The sequence below is a fragment of the Pseudomonas sp. ME-P-057 genome, assembly GCF_030208975.1.
GTDB lineage: Bacteria > Pseudomonadota > Gammaproteobacteria > Pseudomonadales > Pseudomonadaceae > Aquipseudomonas > Aquipseudomonas lutea.
Map to the genome: position 1 here is coordinate 239591 of NZ_JARVSX010000018.1, position 18937 is coordinate 258527.

An 18937-nucleotide genomic window follows, 5' to 3' on the forward strand; every position below is an offset into this window, starting at 1 on the left:
AGTCCTTAGTCCTTAGTCCTTAGTCCTTAGTCCTTAGTCAGCGACTTGGAGCAGCCGTCGATCAACTCTGTGGCGTGGCCAGATTCAGCAGTGCTTCGCGCCACGGGGCTTCACTTGGCAGGGCCAGGAAATGTGAATTCAGCAGCGTTTCCCGTGCGGGATAGCCGAATGTTGCACCGTCCAACCCCAACACCACGCCTCCCGCGCCCTCCAGCACGCCTTGGGCAGCGGCGGTGTCCCACTGGGACGTTGGCGCCAGCCGCGGATAACAATCGGCAGCCCCTTCGGCCAGCAGACAAAACTTCAGGGAACTCCCGATATTGGTCAGTTTCAGTTCACCAACGACTGCCGACAGCCCGGTCAGCAGCCTTTCCTGCTCGGGGCTGGAATGACGGCGGCTGGCAACCACCGTAAAGGCTTCCCCCGCTGCGGGCTCATCGCGAACACTGATCGGCGCCAAATGCTCTGCATCGTCACTTCGCCATGCCCCAAGCCCCGATCCGCCGAAATAGCATCGGTTATTGGTGGGCATCGACACCACGCCAAACACCACCTGCCCGTTCTCGATCAACGCAACGTTAACGGTGAATTCCTCACTGCCGGAAATGAATTCCTTGGTGCCATCCAGCGGATCAACCAGCCACCAGCGTTGCCACTGGCTGCGTTCGCTTAACGGGATATTGGCGTCTTCTTCCGACAAGATGTGAATACTCGGATCCAGCGCCTTGAGGCCTGCCACCAATACTTCATGGGCGGCAAGATCGGCGGCCGTGACAGGCGAGTCGTCCGATTTGACGTTGACTTCAACGCCCGCGCGCCAAAACGGCAGGATAGCGTCCCCCGCTTTGCGGCAGAGCTCGATCACCGGTTCAAGCAGCGGATGGGGCAATGTGGCAAAAGACAACGTCATGGCAAAAACTCCCCGCGCTCAGACAGAAGGTCTCGAGCCAGGTAAAGCGCCGCCAGGGCACGGCCTTCGGTAAATTGCGGGTTCTGGACCAGGCTGGAAAGCTCACGCAGGTTGACCTTGTCGACGCGCATTGGCTCAGGCTCGTCTCCGGGCAAGCTTTCTTCGTAGAGATCAGTCGCCAGAACCACCTGAATCTTTTGGCTCATATAACCCGGCGACAGCGACAGCTCGGTCAGATGCACCAGCGTCCGGGCGCCGTAGCCAGCTTCTTCCTTGAGCTCGCGATTGGCCGCGGCCAGCACGTCCTCGCCCGGTTCGATCAGACCTTTGGGCAGCGACAGTTCGTATTGGTCGGTGCCGCCGCAGTATTCCTCGATCAGCACAGCGTGATCGGCATCCAGCATCGCCACGATCATCACCGCGCCATAGCCGCTTCCGCTGCCAACCAGTCGCTCGTAGGTTCGCTCGACACCATTGGAAAAGCGCAATTGCACTTCTTCAACGCGGAACAGACGGCTGCTCGCGACGATTTCGCGGGAGAGAACGGTAGGTTTCTGCTGCATGACGAGCTCCTTGGCGTTGACGGGTTACTATACCGTGGCTTTTGCGGATGTCTTCGCCGCAATCCCACGCACCTCTCCAACGCCGAGTGATTTGTATGCCTTCTTTGCCCTGGCGCGATATCGACACCGTCCTGCTGGATATGGACGGCACCCTGCTCGACCTGCACTTTGACAACCATTTCTGGCTGGAGCATTTGCCCAAGCGCTATGCGCAGGTGCACGGGATCAGCTTGGCGATGGCACAACTTGAACTGGTGCCGCTTTTCGAGAAAAACGCCGGCACGCTCAACTGGTACTGCACTGATTTCTGGAGCGCAGAACTGAACCTGCCGGTGAAGGACCTCAAAGTCGAGATCGCCCACCTCATTGCCCTGCGTCCTGACGCCGAAACCTTTCTCGCTGCCATCAAGCAGGCCGGAAAGCGGGTGATCATGATCACCAACGCCCACCGCGACTCACTGTCTCTGAAGATGGAAAGGCTGGAGCTGGCCCCGTACTTCGAGCGCCTGATCAGCTCCCACGACTACGGTTATCCCAAAGAACACCCACAGTTCTGGGACGCCTTACAGGCTGACATTGAATTCGATCCGGCGCGGAGCCTGTTCATCGACGACACCTTGCCCATTCTTCGCAGCGCTGGACGCTATGGCATCGGTTATCTGCTGGCTGTCAGTGAGCCGGACAGCCGCAAAGGCCCCAAGGACACCGAGGAGTTCGAGGCCGTTGAAGACTATCGGACATTAATCCAAGGCTTATAAACTGCGCGTAACGACTGTAGGAGCGCGCTTGCCCGCGAAAAATCGTACACCCGATAAAGAATGACCGGATGGACGATTTTCGCGGGCAAGCGCGCTCCTACAATGGGTTGCCATACGATCAGTGCGAATACCGATTGCACTGTTAATGCGACCGCCGCCTTACTCAGGAATACGCAGAACCTGACCCGGGTAGATCTTGTTCACGTCCTTAAGCATCGGCTTGTTGGCGTCGAAGATCTTCTGGTACTTGTTGGCGTCGCCATACACGCGCTTCGAAATAGCGCTAAGCGTATCGCCCGACTCAACAGTCACGAACTTAGCAGCAGTGACAGCGGGAGCACCTGCAGCGATGGTCAGCTGGTCATCGACGCTGCCAACACCGGAGATGTTGCCTGCGGCCAGCACGATCTTCTCTTTTTCTTCCTGACTGGCGACTTCGCCAGTCAATGTGATCTTGTCGCCTTCAACCGTTGCATGGACGTTGGGATTGCCCAAACCGACTGTCTCGATGTGCTTTTTCAACTCATCGCTGGCATTGGCGTTCCCGGGAGTGAGCAGGTCGATAAGCTTCTCGCCGGCTTCTTTCACAAAACTGAACAAACTCATGGGTTTCTCCTTGGGGTCGTTGTGGTTTCCCGCGCAACATCTGATCCGCTGACATTGCCCGACAAAGGTCCGACCCGCTTCGCTGCGCCAAGGTTTCAAGCCATTCGACGCTCGGTCGCGATAAACTCCGCCGGCCAGCCTGCGTCTCAAGGAGTGACGATGGACATCAAACAGCTGAAATTCCTGATTGCCCTCGACGAGACCCGTCACTTTGGTCAAGCCGCAGCGCGCTGCCACATCACCCAGCCAACGCTGTCCATGCGCCTGCGCAGCCTGGAAGAAGAGCTGGAACTGCCGTTGGTCAATCGCGGCCAGCGTTTTGAAGGCTTCACGGCGCCGGGCGAACGGGTGCTGGCGTGGGCGCGCACGGTCCTGGCGGCGTATGACGGCCTGCAGGCCGAAGCAGCGGCGTGCCGCGGGCATCTGGTCGGCACTCTACGACTGGGCGTGGTGCCGCTCTCAAACTTCGATCCACTGCCCTTGTTGCAGCGCCTGCACGCGTTGCACCCGAATATGCGCTACGAGCTTTCGTCGCTGAGCTCGGAACAGATCCTTGACCAACTGGCGAGCAATCGGCTGGACCTCGGGGTGTCTTATCTGGACCGCCTCGACACCGACCGCTTCGATTCGCTGCAGCTGGCAGAAACCCGAATGGGTTTGATGTACGACCAGCGTTATTTCAGCTTTGAGCAACCGACCTCCAGCTGGGAGAGCCTGACCGAGCTTCCTTTGGGGCTGCTCACCAGCGGCATGCATTTTCGACAATCAATCGATCACAACTTCCACAGCCGCGGCCTGCATCCGACGCCGATCATCCAAACCGATGCAGTGCATCAATTGCTTCAAGCGGTGCATGGCGGATTCTGTTGCGCGATCATGCCGCTGGATGGAGGCCTTGAATCGCTCACCGAGCATTTGCGGCTGCAGCCTATTGAAGAAGCCCAGACCCTGGCGCGCCTCGGCCTGATCATGCGCCGCTCTGCCCCGCGTTCTGCGCTCGCCGAGGCCTGCCTGGCGCTCTACCACACGATGATGGAAGGTTCTTGATCGACGTCATCTATCGGGGCATCAGTACTAGCAATTAGACGTTATCCCACCGGGAGCCTAGGCTTACGCCTATTCAATCTGCCGGTAATTCCCGATGCACGCCAAGTACACGGAGTCTACGGCGCCTGCACCCAAGCTGCCCGCGCCTGCCGCAAGCCAGTCTTACAGTTATTCAAACCTTGAACATGACGTCAGCGAGCCCAACGTGCTTGCCGAGGAAGTGGCGTTGGCGATCGCTTACAACGGCATCAGCCAGGCGGTCATGCTGGTCACCCCCTCCGATCTGGAAGACTTCATCGTCGGCTTCAGTATCGGCAGCGGCATCATCGAATCCCCGGATGAAATCTACGACGTCAAGCTCGGCGGTTGTGGTTCTGCGCAGACAGCAGAAGTCGAAATCGCCAGCCGCGCGTTCTGGAATTTGAAGACTCAACGTCGGCAACTGGCCGGCACCAGCGGCTGCGGTTTGTGCGGTGTTGAAGCAGTCGAACAGGCGCTGCCTGAACTCAACGTGTTGCCAGGCGCTCCGCTGCCTCCCGCAGAATGGCTCAAGGGCCTGCGCGCGCGCATGGGCGAGTTTCAGCCACTGGGTGAACACTGCGGCGCCGTTCATGCAGCGATGTTCATGGACGCTCGCGGTGAAATTCTCTTAGGTCGCGAAGACATCGGCCGACATAACGCACTAGACAAGCTGATCGGCGCACTGATTCGCCAGAACATCCCGACCACGGGCGGGCTGGCCATCGTCACTAGCCGTTGCAGTCTCGAATTGATTCAAAAAGTACTCCGTGCCGGTATCCAGACCCTTGTCAGCCTGTCATCGCCCACCGGGCTGGCGCTGCAATGGGCTCGCCGCCACAACCTCAACCTCATTCATCTGCCTAAACACAGTGCGCCGCGGGTTTACAGTCCCGCGTTGGAGAATCAAGCGTGAGCATGCATAAAGAAGCCGACAAGGTATCGACCCCCCGCTTCAAGCCCTACAAAGGCCCGGCCGGCGGATGGGGCGCATTGATCAGCGTCGCCCACTTCTGGCTGACCAGTGACAACGCCCTGAAAAACATCCGCACCATGCTTAAAACCAACCAGAACGGCGGTTTTGACTGCCCTGGTTGCGCATGGGGCGATTCGCCGGAAAGTGGCATGGTCAAGTTCTGCGAGAACGGCGCCAAGGCAGTGAACTGGGAAGCGACCAAGCGCCGCGTCGACCCGTCTTTCTTCGCCCGCTACAGCGTCAGTTCGCTGCTTGAGCAAAGTGATTACTGGCTGGAATATCAGGGCCGCCTGACCGAGCCAATGGTGTACGACGCCCCGTCCGATCGCTACAAGCCTATCGCGTGGGACGATGCTTTCGCGCTGATTGCCAAGCATCTGAACAACCTGCCAAGCCCGAATATGGCCGAGTTTTACACCTCCGGCCGCGCCAGTAATGAAGCGGCGTATCTGTATCAGTTGTTCGTGCGCGCTTACGGCACCAACAACTTCCCCGACTGCTCGAACATGTGCCACGAGGCCAGTGGCGTTGCGTTGTCGCAAAGCGTTGGCGTGGGCAAAGGCACTGTGACGTTCGACGACTTCGAACATGCGGATGCGATTTTTGTTCTCGGCCAGAACCCAGGGACCAACCACCCGCGCATGCTTGAACCCTTGCGTGAAGCGGTCAAGCGCGGCGCTCAAGTGGTCTGCGTCAACCCGCTGAAAGAGCGCGGCCTGGAACGTTTCCAGCACCCTCAGCACCCGCTGGAAATGTTGAGCAACGGTTCGGAGCCGACCAATACCGCATACTTCCGTCCAGCACTGGGCGGCGACATGGCCTTGCTGCGCGGCATGGCCAAGTTTCTGCTGCAGTGGGAGCGTGAAGCCCAGGCGAAGAACGAGGAGTCGGTGTTCGACCATGCGTTCCTCAACGAACACACCAATGGCGTGCTGGAATACCTGGCCGCTATCGATGACACCTCGTGGGAATTCATTGTCGAGCAATCCGGGCTGCCACTGACGGACATCGAGCGCGCTGCGCGGATGTATGCCAAAGGCAAGAACGTGATCATGTGCTGGGCGATGGGTATCACCCAGCATCGTCACTCGGTGCCCACCATCCAGGAAGTCTCCAACCTGATGTTGCTGCGCGGCAACATCGGCAAGCCAGGCGCAGGCCTGTGTCCGGTACGCGGTCACAGTAACGTGCAGGGCGACCGCACAATGGGTATCAACGAGCGTCCGCCGGCGTTCTTCCTTGATGCGTTGGAAAAGCGCTTCGACTTCAAAGTCCCACGCGAAAACGGCCACAACGTTGTTGAAGCCATCCACGCCATGCTCGAAGGCCGCGCGAAGGTCTTCATCGGCCTGGGCGGCAACTTTGCTCAAGCGACGCCGGACAGCCCGCGTACCTTTGAAGCATTGAGCAACTGCGACCTGACGGTGCAGATCAGCACCAAGCTCAACCGCAGCCACTTGGCGCACGGCAAGGAAGCACTGATTTTGCCGTGCTTCGGCCGTACCGATATCGATATCCAGGCCGAAGGGCCGCAAGCCGTGACAGTCGAAGACTCGTTCAGCATGGTTCACGCGTCCAACGGTCAGCTCAAGCCGCTCTCGCGCCAAATGCGTTCGGAGCCTGCAATTCTGGCCGGCATCGCCAACGCGACGCTGGGCAAGAAGCCTGTGGACTGGCTCTGGCTGGTGGAAGACTACAGCCGCATCCGCGACCTGATCGCCGACACCATTCCGTCGTTCCAGAACTTTAATGAGAAGATCAAAAACCCGGGCGGTTTCTACCTGGGCAACGCTGCAGGCTCCCGTCGCTGGAACACGCCAAGTGCGCGCGCCAACTTCAAGGCGAACGTGCTGCCGAGCGATCTGGTTCACGAAAGCGTGCGCGGCACCGGTATCGTGCCGGACCTGATCATGCAGTCGATGCGCTCGCACGACCAGTACAACACCACTATTTATGGCTTGGACGACCGCTATCGCGGCGTGAAAGGTCAGCGCGACGTGATGTTTGTGAACGAGGCCGACATTATCCGTCTGGGCTTTGTGCCAGGTCAGAAGGCCGACATCATCTCGATCTGGGGTGACAACATCGAGCGTCGCGTGAGGGGCTTCACCCTGCTGCCGTTCGACATTCCGGCTGGCCAGGCCGCAGCTTATTACCCGGAAGTAAACCCGCTGGTACCGCTGGAGAGCGTGGGCGACGGCAGCAGCACGCCGACGTCGAAGTTCGTGGCAATCAAGCTGGAGCGGCATGTTGAGACCGCACGGATCATCTGATCGGTGCTGCGAAAAACAACGCCACAAAAAAAGGCCCGAATCGCGAGATTCGGGCCTTTATCAAGTAGCGTATGACTCGCCAACCCGATTTAGGTTCCCGTGTCAAAACAATAAGTTAGCGTTTTGTATACAGGTCGTGTTATTCGTCGGAATTCGATTGTGACATTTTCTTCATAATTGCAGGATCGCGGCGTCATCCCTATGAGCATCCATACATGAAGTATTCCTCGATTCTGTTGTTGTCGTTCTCACTGGTCAGCGGTTTTGCCTCAGCAGGCGATAACGTGACGGCCGGCGTGGGCGGTGCATTGGGTGGGGTACTCGGCTCCGTCGTCGGCCAGCAGGTCGGCGGCAGCACAGGTTCGGCCATTGGCGCCGGGCTTGGCGGCGCAGCCGGTGGCGCAGTGGGCGCCAACCGTCGCAACCGTACCGAAGCCGCCATCGGCGGCGGCCTGGGCGCTGCAGGCGGCAACGTCATTGGCCGCAGCGTTGGTGGCAGCACTGGCAGTCTGATCGGCGCGGCCGCGGGTGGCGGTGCCGGCGGCGCACTCGGTAACTACATGGGCGACGAAAGCCGCCGTGACGACGACCGTGGTCGGGGCTATCGTGGCGATCGCCGCGACTACAAGCATGGCCGTGGCCACGCATATGGCCATCGCAAGCACCATCGCGACTGAGACTGACGAGCAGGACGCTCGTGTCTGATCCGCTGAACACCGGCCGCCGATAACGCGGCCGGTTTCATTTCAGGGCACTAGACGCTCAAGCGCCTGCCGCAACCCGGCAGGTATCGGCACCGGCTGATTCGTCGCTCGATCCACAAACACGTGCACGAAGCGCCCTGCCGCGCGCGCCTCCTCCTCCCCCGCTCTGAACACTGCCAGCTCATACTGCACCGAACTGTTGCCCAGCTTGCCCACTCGCAGGCCAACCTCAATGGGCTCTGGATACGCGACCGAGGCAAAGTAGTCGCATGACGAACTCACCACAAAACCCACGACCGCGCCGTCGTGAATGTCCAGCCCGCCCTGCTCGATGAGGTAGGTGTTCACGGTGCTGTCGAAAAAGCTGTAGTAGGTGACATTGTTGATGTGGCCATACACATCGTTGTCGTGCCAGCGCGTCACGATCGGCTGGAAGTGGCGATAGTCGGCGCGCTGTGGTGTGTCGTTCATGTGGCTCCCTCCGGTTTGTCTGTCGTATTGCCTGGTTATGCAAGCCGCGAGCGCTACTGAACATGGCGCTGAATCCACTCGCGCACCTGCGCATATGGATACGCCTCCAGGGCCGCGAACCCACCGATGTTCCGCGCCTTGAGCCGGGTGAATAACGGCACGCTGATGCCGCATAAAAACCGCGTCAGGCACTCCACGCTCGGATCATGCCCTCGGCCCTCAAGATGTTTGCCGACGAACTCACCGCACACGCTTGCAAAATCCTGCTCGGTCAGCGGCGCCAGCGCGGGAGGCTCGGGAAGCCGCGCGATTCGCCCCGCACAGACCGAACAATGCCCGCAGTGCTCAGGCGCACGGTCATCGCCGAAATAATGCGCCAGGCGATAACTAAGGCACTGTTCACTGGCAAACAGTTCGAGCATCGCGTGGATGCGGGCGACTTCAGTCGTTTCGTGATGGACGAAGTAAGCATGCAACTCCTCACTCAGCAACTGGGCGTCGAAGTCCGCTGCGATCAGGTTGTACACCTCCGTCATTTGCTTGCTTTCGAGTTCGATCCAGCCCTTCTCCTGAAAGAAATCCAGCGCCGTCACGACTCGCCCGCGCTCGGCCTGATACTGCTGATACATCGCGTCGAAGTTGACCGTGGCCCACGTGCGTGCCCGACTGGACGTCTCGGTCAGGGCCTGCACAAATTCGCGGCGTTCGCCCTGAAACCGCTGCACCAGCACCTCGGGTTCGATCAGGTATTTGAAGCGGTATTCCGCGAAATACGAGTAGCGCGGTGCGATGATCCCGCGCAGCTCCAACTGCACCAGCAGCGTTTTGAGCGGCAGCTGGCGAATGTTACTGAGGTCCGACAAAGGCCCCAGCAAAAACTCCCACTGAGGGTCACGCCGCGCACCTTGCAGATCCTCCAGCACGCACCGGATACCTTCCAGCTCCGGCGTATCGCCGTACACAAAATTCTCCAACACGTTCAGGCTGTCGCGATTGGCCAGGACCAGACACTCCGAGGTCGCGCCGTCGCGCCCCGCGCGACCGATCTCCTGACTGTAATTCTCGATGGACTTGGGCAAATCGAAGTGCACGACGTTACGAATGTCGCTCTTGTCGATACCCATGCCGAAGGCAATCGTGGCGACGATGCAATTCAGCCGACCGTCCATGAACTGCCGCTGGATCGACTCCCGCTTATCGTGAGGCAGGCCTGCATGGTAGGCATACGCCGGGATGCCGTTCTGTGACAAATGAGCCGCGACAAACTCGGCCGTCTTCTGCAGCGTGACGTAGACAATGCTCGGCTGCCCGGCCCGCTCGCCAAGCCACTCCACCAGCCGCCGCCGCTTGTCACGGCCCGCAACCGGCTCGACCGCCAGGGTCAAGTTGGGTCGGTAGAAACCGGTGGTCACGACATCGTCCAGCGCAATGCCGAACTTGCGCTGCATGTCGTCGATAACCTGGGGCGTCGCAGTTGCCGTTAGAAGCAACGCCTGGGGAATATTGAATTCCCGCTGGTAGTCGGGAAGTTTGAGGTAATCGGGTCGGAAGTTGTGGCCCCATTCGGATATGCAATGTGCCTCGTCCACCACCAGCAAGGAAATCGGCACCTGCGTGATGAAATGCCTGAAGCGCTCATTTTTTAAGCGCTCGACGGAGATCATCAGAATCTTCAACTCACCGGAGCGCGCGCGGGCCATGACGTCGGCCACCTCGTCTCGGCTTTGCGCCGAGTCTATGCTCGCGGCAGCGATGCCATGTCGCTGAAGAAACGCCAGTTGGTCCTGAATCAGCGCCAACAAAGGTGACACGACCAGCGTCAGGTGCGGCAAAAGCAATGCCGGCAGTTGGTAGCAGAGGGATTTCCCGGAACCTGTGGGGAAGATTGCCGCGGCGGAGCGTCCCGCCAGCACCGCGCTGATGGCGACCTCTTGTCCGGCGCGAAACTGCCGATAACCGAAAACCTGCTCGAGGGTTTGATGCATATGCTGTCACTCCTTTGACCGTCGCGAGGGCGTGAACCATAGCGCGGTGGGTCTGGGCGCAATACACCTAAACCGTTACAGAAATATCGCGCAGGATACATCCGGGCGGACCAACGCGTGCAAATGCTGGCAAAACGGCATGCCTCAGTTTAATCTCGCGCGAAATGTTACGTGGCGCCGGTCAAGCCCGGTCGACCGCGGCTATTGGAAATCTGAATACTTGCCAAGGAGAGGCCATGCAATCCACACCCCAGCCCGAGGATGACGGGCTCACCATGAAACGCCTGGCGCCAGGGCAGTTCGACGTTGTGCTCGGCGCTCATCCCGTTCGACGCAATGCCCCAACCGGGAAGAGCAACGGGCACTGGCCATTTGGTAGCCTGATGATCTGCCTTGCGCTGTTGATCGCAATTATCTTTTTCATCGTGCAGATGTTTCATACGCCCAAGCCTGCCGCCGCAGCCATACCTGCGCCACCGGTTGCAGACCTTGTCAGCGAACCGGAACCCGTGGAGCCGGCAGCCAAAGTACGTGCTGTCGAACAAGTCATATACGTCGCCCCGAAACAGGATCTGGCACCGCCTGCCACTGCACGATCACTCGACACCTGCCTCAAAGACGGCAACGTTATTGATAGGGATGTCATCAACTGCCGCTTCGGCAATGCTCAACCCGGTGACGCCCAGGCATCGCGTCCACAGGGCATGGTTTCAGATCGCTACATGGCCAACTACAAGGCGGTTGCCGCCAAGCCTAAAACCGAAGCCGCACGTCGCTACGAAGTGGCAGGGGTATTCATCCGTGAAATTGACGGACGCAACCGCTATGAAGCTCGTTATCGTATTTATAACAATCACATTGAAACAGAGAGTGTCTGCATGAACTTCCTGAGTGACAGCGTCGAGCACCGCGAATGCCGGCGCGCTGCCGTTCCCTATTTCAAAGACATGTGCAGTGACTGGAGCAAGCGCGTCGCCAAAGACAAAAGCGACAAGAACAAACTTGCACAAGAGCAGTACTGCACCGCGGCCAGGGACTATTCAGCCTGACGGATGGCCAAGCAGTCCTGCGGTAAATCCGTCTGCTGATGTATCGAGCGCAGAGCCTCGCGAAAGGGAACGAAGCTTATAAAGATATTCTCTGACGTTTTACGCTCACCCCTTTTATTTGGAGCCAGACAGGCCAAGTGCTGTCCAGTCCATCGTCCATGGCCTCCACGCCGAGTGCCACGCAGACGAAAACATCGAATTCCTGCAGAGACCGCCCTATAGGGGCGGTTTCTCATTCCGCTTTTTGTCTCTGCTGCATTGATCCGTCTCAGGTTTCTGCGGTCATAGGAAGCTACAGTCAGAAACAACCGCAGCCACATGGACAGAACCTATGCCACAAGCAGCCTCGCGAACCCCTTCCCGCCTGCTCCAGCTGCTACTGGCTGCCACAACCGCTACCCTTTTAGGCTGCGGCGATGATGCCAAGTCTCCCGACACTGCAACTACCGCCGCCGCGACTCCGCAAAAAGTGATGACTGTCGATGTCAGTGGCGCTTTGAACCTGCATTACGAAGCCAGAGGCGATCAGGTGGCGGTCGGCTTTTTACCTGGGAAACTGCCGGGTTCCAACTGGCTGACACTGAGCGCCGATCAAGAGGCCGAAGGCGACCGCAACGAAGTGAGTATCGGGCCTATTCTTGGTTTCTCCTTCGACAATCCCGATCAGGAAAAGCAGGCCATCATGTTTCAGGGCGGTCGGGTCGAAGTCGCGCACGATGAAAACAGCGCGTCCTACGATACCGGTTCGTACTATCAGTACTTTGATACCGACAAAGCCGGCGGCAACAGCAACGTCAAACTCAGCTTCACAAAAATCGAAAAACTCAGCTCCGCCAACAAGCTGCTCGACCGCTACCGGCTGATCGGGACTTTCCAGTTCAATGCCGCGCTTTCCCCGGAGCAACCCAGCGACGAATGCACCCGCGAAGCGGCTGCGTATGCGGCCGAGCACGGCGAACGCCATCCAGGGTTCGACGCGAAGCTATGCAGCGCCAAAAGCGTTGTGGCAAAGGGAAGTTTCGACATTACCCAGGACTTTCCTGTCACGGCCAAGACGGACGGGCAGTGACCGCCGACTGTCTGGGCGGCGGCGCGCCCGAAGCGCTGACACCGCCCCTCTCCGCTGAAGCCGTTCAAACACAACTGCATGTATAAACGCCGTGCATAAAAAAACCGCCCCGAGGGGCGGTTTCTTGTTGCGGGAGCCGATCTTACAACTTCGGACCCGCTGCCTTGATCGCGTCGCTCACTTCAAACTTCTTGAAGTTTTCGATGAACAGGCCAGCCAGCGCTTTGGCAGCCTCGTCGTAGGCCGCTTTGTCAGCCCAAGTGTTGCGCGGGTTGAGCAGACCGGTCTCTACGCCCGGTACGGAGGTCGGGACGTCCAGGTTAATGGTGTCCAGATGCTCAGTTGCCGCACCGATCAACGCACCGCTTTGAATGGCCGCGATGACGCCACGGGTGGTCGGGATGTTGAAGCGTTTACCAACACCATAGCCGCCGCCGGTCCAGCCAGTGTTGACCAGGTAGACCTTGGAGCCGAAGCCACGGATACGCTTGATCAGCAGCTCTGCGTATTCGCCAGCCGGGCGCGGGAAGAACGGCGCGCCGAAGCAGGTGGAGAATGTCGACTTGATGCCCGCGCCCGAACCCATTTCAGTGGAGCCCACCAGTGCGGTGTAGCCCGACAGGAAGTGATAGGCCGCCTGTTCTTCGCTGAGAATCGACACTGGCGGCAATACGCCGGTCAGGTCGCACGTCAGGAAGATCACAGCATTGGGTTCGCCACCCAGGTTTTTCTCGGAGCGTTTCTCGACGTGCTCGAGCGGGTAGGCCGCGCGGCTGTTCTGAGTCAGGCTGCTGTCGGCGTAGTCGGCGTGGCCGGCGGCGTCCAGCACTACGTTTTCCAGAACCGCGCCATGCTTGATGGCTTTCCAGATAACCGGCTCGTTCTTCTCGGAGAGGTCGATGCACTTGGCGTAGCAACCACCTTCGATGTTGAAGACCACGCCTTCGCCCCAGCCGTGTTCATCGTCACCGATGAGGTAGCGGGTTTCGTCAGCCGACAGGGTGGTTTTGCCGGTGCCGGACAGGCCGAAGAACAACGTTACGTCGCCTTCTTCACCAATGTTGGCGGCGCAATGCATAGGCAGAACGTCGGACGCTGGCAACAGGAAGTTCTGCACCGAGAACATGGCTTTCTTCATTTCACCGGCGTAACGCATGCCGGCAATGAGTACCTTCTTCTGGGCAAAGTTGATGATGACGCAGCCATCGGAGTTGGTGCCGTCACGCTCAGGCACGCACTCGAAGTTGGCAACGTTGAGCACTTGCCACTCTTCACGACCGGCCGGGTTGTATTGAGCCGGATTGATGAACAGGCAGCGACCAAACAGGTTCTGCCAGGCAGTCTGTGTGGTCATCTTGACTGCAAGGTAGTGGTCTTCGGCCGCGCCTACGTGGACGTGGGAAACGAAGTGTTCCTGGGCATTGTTAAACGCCTCGACACGCGCCCAGAGGGCGTCGAACTTGTCCGCCGGGAATTTCCGGTTGATCGCACCCCATGCAATCGCAGCCTGAGTGGATGGTTCGTCTACGATGAAGCGGTCGGCTGGCGAACGGCCTGTACGGTGGCCGGTTTCGACGACAAGTGCGCCAGTATCGGACAGCACGCCTTCTTCGCGTTTGAGGGCTTCTTTCACCAGATCGTCGACACTGAGATCGGTATGAACGGCGTTATTGGCTTGCGTCATGAGATTCCCCGTCGGCTCGATGGCCGAGTGCTCCAAACGTTTTGTAGTAGAAAAACCGACACTACTACAGCTAAAAAGTGGCCGGATTATGCCAGAAAAGCCCAAAAAAGGTAGGGCCCTCTTGTCAGAACTACATGAAGAAGAGTCAAGCGGGCCGGGCGGAAAGCATTCAGCCCAGAACCCGCACTACATCAATGGCGGGTATCGGACGGAGTATCTACCCCACCCCCTGCAAACAGCTGCGCTACATCGGTTGCGTCGAAGAAATAGCGCTGATTGCAGAACTGGCAGTCGATCTCGACTGCGCCATGATGCTCGATCACTAATTGCTGTGCATCTTCCAGACCAAGACTGACCAGCGCGTTGCCAGAACGTTCGCGCGAGCAGCTGCAACGAAACACCAGAGGCTGCACGTCGAACATGCGCACCGCGTCCTCGTGGAACAACCTGTGCAGCACGGTTTCGTTGGTCAGACCGAGCAATTCCTCAGCGGTCAGGGTATCGACCAGCGTGTTGACGTGCTGCCAACTGGCTTCACGCTCCTCGGGCTCTTTGAGCTTTTCAGCTGGCAACTGCTGCAGCAGCAGGCCCCGGGCACGCTTGCCATCGGCCTTGATCCAGAAGCGAGTCGGCAGCTGCTCCGACATCACGAAGTAACTGGACAGACAGGCAGACAGGTCAACGCCATCCAGTCCGACAATGCCCTGATAGCGTTTGCCCTGGCGCGGATCAATGGTCATGGTGAGGTCGCCATCAGGCATCAGATCAAGAAGCGTCGCGTCCGGCTTGACCAGGGCCTCATCGTAACGGGCAATGCCGCGCAACTCGCGCTCGCTGGAGCATTCGACCATCAGCAGCGACACAGGGCCGAGGGACCGGGCCTGCAAGACCAGAAGCCCGTCGAACTTCAACGTGCCCACCAGCAGTGCGGCAGCGGCGAGCATTTCGCCGAGCAACTGGGCGACCGGTTCGGGATACGGGTGCTTGGCAAGCACCTCGGCGTAGCTGCGCTCGAGGGCGACGAGCTCACCGCGAACGTCGCTTTCGTCAAAGATGAAACGCTGGGTGTAATCGGTGTCCGCAAAATCGTGCATAGGAGAAGGTATCTGAATGGATGACAAAGTGATGACAAGCGCTTATAAAGCGCGGTTTAGCACCGACGGGTGCACTGTCATGCCGATGGGGGCATTTTATGGACTATCCCGCGTTGTTCCAACCCAAGTGGAACGGCAAAAAATTCCTGCTGTGCAATCTCGTCGCACTGGCCCTGCTGCTGCTGTGGATCTGGCCAACAGGGCACGCAGCTTTTACCCAGTTCGACGAAGGTCTGTTTCATGTCCTCAATCGCCCGCTGGAGCAGAACAAAGTGTGGCTGTGGATCTGGACAATCGCCAGCATGCGGCCCTTCGATGTCGTGGTCGGGCTGATTCTCCTCACGCTGCTTATAAAAGGCGAGTGGGTATTCAAAACCCTGCAAACGCGTGCCGCACTGATCGGCTTCGTGTTGACGCTGATCTTGCTGCTGATCATCCGCACGGTTTTTTCCAAAATCATCGATCACAGCTCGCTGCAACATGACAGCGCGTCCATGGTGATCCCCGACGCTATCAAGCTCAGCGATATATTCCCGACGCTGGAAGACAAATGGCAGCTCAAGGACCGCTCGAGCCAGAGCTTTCCGGGCGACCATGCTTCCGTGCTGCTGATCTGGGCGATGTTCATGAGCGTCTATAGCCGCACCTTAGGCCAGCGTGTGGTCATCTGGGCGCTGGCGTTGCTGTTCATGATGCCGCGTCTGGTGGCTGGCGCGCATTGGGGTCAGGACGATTACATCGGCGGGGTGATGATCGCACTCCTGGCGCTGGGCTGGAGCTGCTACACCCCGTTCGTGGCGAAGGCCACCGGGTTCTTCCTGCGCCTGACCGCACCGCTGTTCAACATCTTTGGCCGCCTGCCACTGCTCCGCTGCCTGAGCATCATGAAGCCGGGCGCTCATCTGTAACCACTACCCGCGTTGCTCCCCGCCTTGACCGTGTGTTCGCTCCGCGGTCATTGCCGCGGCGGTGTACTTAATCATCGCCAGAGCGGAACTGGAACAGCTGCCGGCGCTGCTTTTTGCTCGGCTTGCCATCGGTGGTAATCCCCAGATTGCCTGCTTTGCGCATCTCGGCCGCTTGCTCACGCTTGGCGATGCTGTCCGGGGTCTCGCTGTACAGCAATTGGGCTTCAGGGGCTCCACGTCGAACGATGGACAGCGCTTGAACCACTACCGTGCGCTCATCAAAGCCCATTCGGATTTGCAACTCATCGCCTACGCGCGGTTCTTTACCCGGTTTGCAACGCTCCCCTCGACAATGAACCTTGCCGCTTTCGATAGCGGCCTTGGCCAATGCACGGGTCTTGAAAAAGCGCGCTGCCCATAGCCACTTGTCCAGACGGACTTTGTCGTCCTCATCTGACTTCTGTGTCATCTGAATTCCTCGATCGTGTAAATGTCAGAACAGTACTACGTCACGTCGGGGGCGCAGTTACGCCCACCCTCGTTTACACTGCCCACCAGGATTCAAGTACCTGCTTCTGGAGTACGACGTGACAGACTTTCCAACGGCATTGACGGGTGGGTGCAAGGGCTGCAAAGAAAGCCCGGCACTGGATTTCGAATTCGAATTCGCCTATCAACCTATTGTGGATGTCCGAGACCGCTCGGTATTTGCCCATGAGGCTTTGGTACGTGGCGTCAATGGTGAAGGAGCACTAACCGTGCTCAGCCGCGTTGACGACACCAACCGTTACCGTTTCGATCAATTGTGCCGAACCCGTGCAATTTCAACTGCCGCCCGGCTGGGAATGGCCAGCTATCTCTCGATCAATTTTCTGCCCAATGCGGTGTATCGGCCGGAGATGTGCATTCGCAGCACGCTGGAAGCGGCAAAGGCGAATAACTTTCCGCTTGACCGGCTGATCTTTGAAACCGTCGAGAGTGAACAGCTGGGCAACAACAAACACCTGACCAATATCCTTCGCGAATACCGGGAGTTTGGCTTCAAAACAGCGATTGATGATTTCGGCGCCGGTCACTCGGGCCTGACGCTGCTTGCCGACTTCCAGCCCGACCTGATCAAGCTCGACATGGCACTGGTGCGCAATGTTCATCTGGACCGGGCGAGGCAGGCAATCGTTCGCGGCGTTGTCACAATGTGTAAGGACCTCAACGTTACAGTGATTGCCGAGGGCATCGAACACACAGGCGAGCGGGACTTCCTCGCCAATTGCGGCATTTATCTGATGCAAGGCTACTGGTTCGCCAAGCCTGCATTCCAGGCACTGCCGCCCATAGATGCCAGCGTTTGGCAAAACGCGTAAACCAACGGAAACGCTTTGAAAACATTTGATCATCTGACAGTCGTTGGCCTGCGCGAATGGGTGGCGTTGCCCCATCTGGGCGTCGCCGGTTTGCGTGCAAAAATCGACACCGGCGCAAGTACTTCCAGCTTGCATGCAACTGAAATCGAACCGTTTGAGCGAGACGGAGAAAAATGGGTGCGCTTCAACGCGCACCTGGGGACGGTGGTCCAGCTGCGCCACCGCCGCTGCGAGGCTCAACTCGTTGCGATGAAAACCATCAAAAGCTCCAATGGCCACGCTCAGGTCCGGTACGTCATACGTACAACGTTGGCGCTGGGGGATCGGGTCTGGCCGGTGGAGTTCACGCTGGCCTGCCGCAAGGCGATGCGGTATCGGTTGTTGCTGGGTTCCAAGGCTTTGATTGATGGCCAGCTGGTCGTCAATCCGGGTGTTACTTACGTTCAGGACAAGCCGGTTTCTCCGGCTTCAAATCTCTCTGCCACAGGTGCTGCATGAAGATCGCTGTGCTTTCGCGAAACCCGCGTCTGTATTCAACTCGTCGCCTGGTCGAAGCGGGTATTCAGCGCGGCCATGAGGTCGTGGTGATCGACACTCTGCGCGCCTATATGAACATTGCCAGTCATAAGCCGCAGATCCATTACCGGGGGAAACCCCTGGAAGGCTTCGATGCAGTCATACCCCGCATCGGTGCGTCCGTGACCTTCTACGGCTGCGCCGTGTTGCGTCAGTTTGAAATGATGGGGGTGTTCCCACTCAACGAATCGGTTGCGATTGCGCGCTCGCGCGACAAGCTGCGCTCGCTGCAGCTGCTGTCACGGCGTGGAATCGGCCTGCCCGTCACCGGCTTTGCCCACTCGCCGGATGACATCCCCGACCTGATCCAAATGGTCAATGGCGCGCCTTTGGTGATCAAGGTGCTGGAGGGCACCCAAGGCATCGGCGTTGTGCTGTGCGAAACCGCAACGGCCGCCGAATCGGTGATCGAGGCGTTCATGGGGCTCAAGCAGGACATCATGGTGCAGGAGTACATCAAGGAGGCCGGTGGTGCAGACATCCGTTGCTTCGTGGTGGGCGACAAGGTCATCGCCTCGATGATGCGTCAGGCCAAGCCTGGAGAGTTTCGCTCGAACCTGCACCGTGGCGGCACCGCCAGCCTGATCAAAATCACCCCCGAAGAGCGCATGACAGCCATTCGCGCGGCCAAGGTCATGGGGTTGAGTGTCGCGGGTGTAGACATTCTGCGCTCCAACCACGGACCGCTGGTGATGGAGGTCAACTCGTCTCCAGGCCTTGAAGGGATCGAGACAACCACCGGCAAGGATGTCGCTGGCATGATCATCGAGTACATCGAGAAAAACGGCGCGCCGCACATGACCCGCACCAAGGGCAAAGGCTAGCGCGCCTGTACATGCCCAAGCGCCGTAATCGCGAGCAAGGTGCCCGCGATCACGGCGCCAG

19 protein-coding genes are annotated in these 18937 nt (G+C 58.8%); 11 read left to right on the plus strand and 8 right to left on the minus strand.

Annotated features, from left to right (window positions below; genetic code table 11):
• Positions 1-61: 61 nt before the first annotated feature.
• The gene (cysQ, locus tag QRN48_RS10150; protein WP_285350370.1) at positions 62-910 is read right to left on the minus strand and encodes a 3'(2'),5'-bisphosphate nucleotidase CysQ; all 849 of its coding nucleotides are present in this window, start codon (positions 908-910) and stop codon (positions 62-64) included.
• Positions 907-1473, minus strand: coding sequence for an ADP compounds hydrolase NudE (gene nudE, locus QRN48_RS10155; RefSeq protein ID WP_037016393.1), 567 nt, complete (start codon positions 1471-1473; stop codon positions 907-909). The genes cysQ and nudE overlap by 4 nt, the downstream gene beginning before the upstream one ends.
• Positions 1474-1568: 95 nt before the next feature.
• On the opposite strand from nudE, the gene yrfG reads away from it, so the two are divergent.
• Positions 1569-2231, plus strand: a complete 663-nt coding sequence (gene yrfG, locus QRN48_RS10160) for a GMP/IMP nucleotidase (protein ID WP_285350373.1) — start codon at positions 1569-1571, stop codon at positions 2229-2231.
• A gap of 159 nt (positions 2232-2390) precedes the next feature.
• Here yrfG and lysM read toward each other — a convergent pair whose 3' ends face one another.
• Entirely contained in the window at positions 2391-2837 is a 447-nt protein-coding gene (gene lysM, locus QRN48_RS10165; RefSeq protein WP_037016399.1) for a peptidoglycan-binding protein LysM, read from the minus strand.
• A 159-nt stretch (positions 2838-2996) separates the two neighbouring features.
• Here lysM and QRN48_RS10170 point away from each other — a divergent pair, with 159 nt between their 5' ends.
• The 4 genes from QRN48_RS10170 to QRN48_RS10185 all read left to right on the plus strand — a co-directional run bounded on the left by QRN48_RS10170 (position 2997) and on the right by QRN48_RS10185 (position 7828).
• Positions 2997-3884, plus strand: coding sequence for a LysR family transcriptional regulator (locus QRN48_RS10170; RefSeq protein WP_037016401.1), 888 nt, complete (start codon positions 2997-2999; stop codon positions 3882-3884).
• A 94-nt stretch (positions 3885-3978) separates the two neighbouring features.
• Positions 3979-4818, plus strand: a complete 840-nt coding sequence (fdhD, locus tag QRN48_RS10175) for a formate dehydrogenase accessory sulfurtransferase FdhD (protein ID WP_037016404.1) — start codon at positions 3979-3981, stop codon at positions 4816-4818.
• Positions 4819-4820: 2 nt separating this feature from the next.
• Positions 4821-7151 (plus strand): FdhF/YdeP family oxidoreductase, encoded by a 2331-nt coding sequence (locus QRN48_RS10180; RefSeq protein WP_285350411.1) that lies wholly within the window; start codon positions 4821-4823, stop codon positions 7149-7151.
• A gap of 215 nt (positions 7152-7366) precedes the next feature.
• Entirely contained in the window at positions 7367-7828 is a 462-nt protein-coding gene (locus QRN48_RS10185) for a YMGG-like glycine zipper-containing protein (RefSeq protein ID WP_037016408.1), read from the plus strand.
• Between the two features lie 69 nt (positions 7829-7897).
• On the opposite strand, the gene QRN48_RS10190 is transcribed toward QRN48_RS10185, so the two are convergent.
• Positions 7898-8326, minus strand: a complete 429-nt coding sequence (locus QRN48_RS10190; RefSeq protein ID WP_191944091.1) for an acyl-CoA thioesterase — start codon at positions 8324-8326, stop codon at positions 7898-7900.
• A 53-nt stretch (positions 8327-8379) separates the two neighbouring features.
• Positions 8380-10311 carry a RecQ family ATP-dependent DNA helicase gene (locus QRN48_RS10195; RefSeq protein WP_285350377.1) on the minus strand — a complete coding sequence of 644 codons (1932 nt, stop codon included), beginning with the start codon at positions 10309-10311 and terminating at the stop codon, positions 8380-8382.
• Between the two features lie 236 nt (positions 10312-10547).
• Between QRN48_RS10195 and QRN48_RS10200 the strand changes: the two genes are divergently transcribed.
• Both QRN48_RS10200 and QRN48_RS10205 read left to right on the plus strand, forming a co-directional pair.
• Entirely contained in the window at positions 10548-11360 is an 813-nt protein-coding gene (locus QRN48_RS10200) for a hypothetical protein (RefSeq protein WP_285350379.1), read from the plus strand.
• A 529-nt stretch (positions 11361-11889) separates the two neighbouring features.
• Complete coding sequence (locus tag QRN48_RS10205) at positions 11890-12429, plus strand: hypothetical protein (protein ID WP_285350381.1); 540 nt, start codon at positions 11890-11892, stop codon at positions 12427-12429.
• A gap of 142 nt (positions 12430-12571) precedes the next feature.
• On the opposite strand, the gene QRN48_RS10210 is transcribed toward QRN48_RS10205, so the two are convergent.
• Together QRN48_RS10210 and hslO are read right to left on the minus strand one after the other, a co-directional pair.
• Positions 12572-14113 carry a phosphoenolpyruvate carboxykinase gene (locus tag QRN48_RS10210; RefSeq protein ID WP_037016423.1) on the minus strand — a complete coding sequence of 514 codons (1542 nt, stop codon included), beginning with the start codon at positions 14111-14113 and terminating at the stop codon, positions 12572-12574.
• Positions 14114-14304: 191 nt separating this feature from the next.
• Complete coding sequence (gene hslO / locus QRN48_RS10215; RefSeq protein WP_191944095.1) at positions 14305-15207, minus strand: Hsp33 family molecular chaperone HslO; 903 nt, start codon at positions 15205-15207, stop codon at positions 14305-14307.
• A 98-nt stretch (positions 15208-15305) separates the two neighbouring features.
• On the opposite strand from hslO, the gene QRN48_RS10220 reads away from it, so the two are divergent.
• Entirely contained in the window at positions 15306-16115 is an 810-nt protein-coding gene (locus QRN48_RS10220) for a phosphatase PAP2 family protein (RefSeq protein WP_191944096.1), read from the plus strand.
• Between the two features lie 67 nt (positions 16116-16182).
• Here the strand turns inward: QRN48_RS10220 and QRN48_RS10225 are convergent, their stop codons facing one another.
• Positions 16183-16584 (minus strand): RNA-binding S4 domain-containing protein, encoded by a 402-nt coding sequence (locus QRN48_RS10225; RefSeq protein ID WP_037016432.1) that lies wholly within the window; start codon positions 16582-16584, stop codon positions 16183-16185.
• Between the two features lie 118 nt (positions 16585-16702).
• On the opposite strand from QRN48_RS10225, the gene rimA reads away from it, so the two are divergent.
• Genes rimA through rimK form a run of 3 tightly spaced genes read left to right on the plus strand, consistent with a single transcriptional unit; the run spans position 16703 to position 18876 of the window.
• Complete coding sequence (gene rimA, locus QRN48_RS10230; RefSeq protein ID WP_191944097.1) at positions 16703-17476, plus strand: S6 modification regulatory phosphodiesterase RimA; 774 nt, start codon at positions 16703-16705, stop codon at positions 17474-17476.
• 15 nt (positions 17477-17491) lie between these two features.
• Positions 17492-17974, plus strand: a complete 483-nt coding sequence (gene rimB, locus QRN48_RS10235; protein ID WP_037016436.1) for a retropepsin-like aspartic endopeptidase RimB — start codon at positions 17492-17494, stop codon at positions 17972-17974.
• Positions 17971-18876, plus strand: a complete 906-nt coding sequence (gene rimK, locus QRN48_RS10240; RefSeq protein WP_037016438.1) for a 30S ribosomal protein S6--L-glutamate ligase — start codon at positions 17971-17973, stop codon at positions 18874-18876. The genes rimB and rimK overlap by 4 nt, the downstream gene beginning before the upstream one ends.
• Positions 18877-18937: the final 61 nt, after the last annotated feature.

Coding starts and splice junctions, on each gene's coding strand:
- QRN48_RS10210 (WP_037016423.1), bottom strand. CDS start 14,113: ATGACGCAAGCCAATAACGCCGTTCATACCGATCTCAGTGTCGACGAT.
- yrfG (WP_285350373.1), top strand. CDS start 1,569: ATGCCTTCTTTGCCCTGGCGCGATATCGACACCGTCCTGCTGGATATG.
- hslO (WP_191944095.1), bottom strand. CDS start 15,207: ATGCACGATTTTGCGGACACCGATTACACCCAGCGTTTCATCTTTGAC.
- QRN48_RS10195 (WP_285350377.1), bottom strand. CDS start 10,311: ATGCATCAAACCCTCGAGCAGGTTTTCGGTTATCGGCAGTTTCGCGCC.
- QRN48_RS10225 (WP_037016432.1), bottom strand. CDS start 16,584: ATGACACAGAAGTCAGATGAGGACGACAAAGTCCGTCTGGACAAGTGG.
- QRN48_RS10170 (WP_037016401.1), top strand. CDS start 2,997: ATGGACATCAAACAGCTGAAATTCCTGATTGCCCTCGACGAGACCCGT.
- lysM (WP_037016399.1), bottom strand. CDS start 2,837: ATGAGTTTGTTCAGTTTTGTGAAAGAAGCCGGCGAGAAGCTTATCGAC.
- QRN48_RS10180 (WP_285350411.1), top strand. CDS start 4,821: ATGCATAAAGAAGCCGACAAGGTATCGACCCCCCGCTTCAAGCCCTAC.
- rimK (WP_037016438.1), top strand. CDS start 17,971: ATGAAGATCGCTGTGCTTTCGCGAAACCCGCGTCTGTATTCAACTCGT.
- cysQ (WP_285350370.1), bottom strand. CDS start 910: ATGACGTTGTCTTTTGCCACATTGCCCCATCCGCTGCTTGAACCGGTG.
- fdhD (WP_037016404.1), top strand. CDS start 3,979: ATGCACGCCAAGTACACGGAGTCTACGGCGCCTGCACCCAAGCTGCCC.
- nudE (WP_037016393.1), bottom strand. CDS start 1,473: ATGCAGCAGAAACCTACCGTTCTCTCCCGCGAAATCGTCGCGAGCAGC.
- QRN48_RS10220 (WP_191944096.1), top strand. CDS start 15,306: ATGGACTATCCCGCGTTGTTCCAACCCAAGTGGAACGGCAAAAAATTC.
- QRN48_RS10190 (WP_191944091.1), bottom strand. CDS start 8,326: ATGAACGACACACCACAGCGCGCCGACTATCGCCACTTCCAGCCGATC.
- QRN48_RS10200 (WP_285350379.1), top strand. CDS start 10,548: ATGCAATCCACACCCCAGCCCGAGGATGACGGGCTCACCATGAAACGC.
- QRN48_RS10185 (WP_037016408.1), top strand. CDS start 7,367: ATGAAGTATTCCTCGATTCTGTTGTTGTCGTTCTCACTGGTCAGCGGT.